The sequence below is a fragment of the Pseudoalteromonas aquimarina genome (genome assembly GCF_049257255.1).
Lineage (GTDB): Bacteria > Pseudomonadota > Gammaproteobacteria > Enterobacterales > Alteromonadaceae > Pseudoalteromonas.
This window is the reverse complement of sequence record NZ_JBMMUG010000018.1, coordinates 1-1,593: the sequence shown is the minus strand read 5'-3', so window position 1 is coordinate 1,593 and position 1,593 is coordinate 1. Positions and strand designations below refer to the sequence as shown.

The 1,593-nt window shown below is 52.2% G+C and carries 1 rRNA gene; it reads right to left on the bottom strand.

The features are described from left to right. Positions 1-13: 13 nt before the first annotated feature. A 16S ribosomal RNA gene (locus tag AAEU29_RS20965) occupies positions 14-1,546 on the bottom strand. Positions 1,547-1,593 lie beyond the last annotated feature (47 nt).

Sequence of the window (1,593 nt, the reverse complement as noted above, 5' to 3'; positions counted from 1 at the left end):
GTTCTAAATCGTATAAGGAGGTGATCCAGCCCCAGGTTCCCCTAGGGCTACCTTGTTACGACTTCACCCCAGTCATGAATCACTCCGTGGTAAGCGCCCTCCCGAAGGTTAAGCTACCTACTTCTGGAGCAACCCACTCCCATGGTGTGACGGGCGGTGTGTACAAGGCCCGGGAACGTATTCACCGCGACATTCTGATTCGCGATTACTAGCGATTCCGACTTCATGGAGTCGAGTTGCAGACTCCAATCCGGACTACGACGCACTTTAAGTGATTCGCTTACTCTCGCGAGTTCGCAGCACTCTGTATGCGCCATTGTAGCACGTGTGTAGCCCTACACGTAAGGGCCATGATGACTTGACGTCGTCCCCACCTTCCTCCGGTTTATCACCGGCAGTCTCCTTAGAGTTCCCGACCGAATCGCTGGCAACTAAGGATAGGGGTTGCGCTCGTTGCGGGACTTAACCCAACATCTCACAACACGAGCTGACGACAGCCATGCAGCACCTGTCTCAGAGTTCCCGAAGGCACCAAACTATCTCTAGTAAGTTCTCTGGATGTCAAGTGTAGGTAAGGTTCTTCGCGTTGCATCGAATTAAACCACATGCTCCACCGCTTGTGCGGGCCCCCGTCAATTCATTTGAGTTTTAACCTTGCGGCCGTACTCCCCAGGCGGTCTACTTAATGCGTTAGCTTTGGAAGACAGTCTCGAAAGACCGAACTCCTAGTAGACATCGTTTACGGCGTGGACTACCGGGGTATCTAATCCCGTTTGCTCCCCACGCTTTCGTACATGAGCGTCAGTGTTGACCCAGGTGGCTGCCTTCGCCATCGGTATTCCTTCAGATCTCTACGCATTTCACCGCTACACCTGAAATTCTACCACCCTCTATCACACTCTAGTTTGCCAGTTCGAAATGCAGTTCCCAGGTTGAGCCCGGGGCTTTCACATCTCGCTTAACAAACCGCCTGCGTACGCTTTACGCCCAGTAATTCCGATTAACGCTCGCACCCTCCGTATTACCGCGGCTGCTGGCACGGAGTTAGCCGGTGCTTCTTCTGTAAGTAACGTCACAGCTAGCAGGTATTAACTACTAACCTTTCCTCCTTACTGAAAGTGCTTTACAACCCGAAGGCCTTCTTCACACACGCGGCATGGCTGCATCAGGCTTGCGCCCATTGTGCAATATTCCCCACTGCTGCCTCCCGTAGGAGTCTGGACCGTGTCTCAGTTCCAGTGTGGCTGATCATCCTCTCAAACCAGCTAGGGATCGTCGCCTTGGTGAGCCATTACCTCACCAACTAGCTAATCCCACTTGGGCCAATCTAAAGGCGAGAGCCGAAGCCCCCTTTGGTCCGTAGACATTATGCGGTATTAGCCATCGTTTCCAATGGTTGTCCCCCACCTAAAGGCATGTTCCCAAGCATTACTCACCCGTCCGCCGCTCGTCATCTTCTAGCAAGCTAGAAATGTTACCGCTCGACTTGCATGTGTTAGGCCTGCCGCCAGCGTTCAATCTGAGCCATGATCAAACTCTTCAATTAAAAGTGTTTTTGGACTTACGTCCGACTCAATGAATTCTGATTTTGAT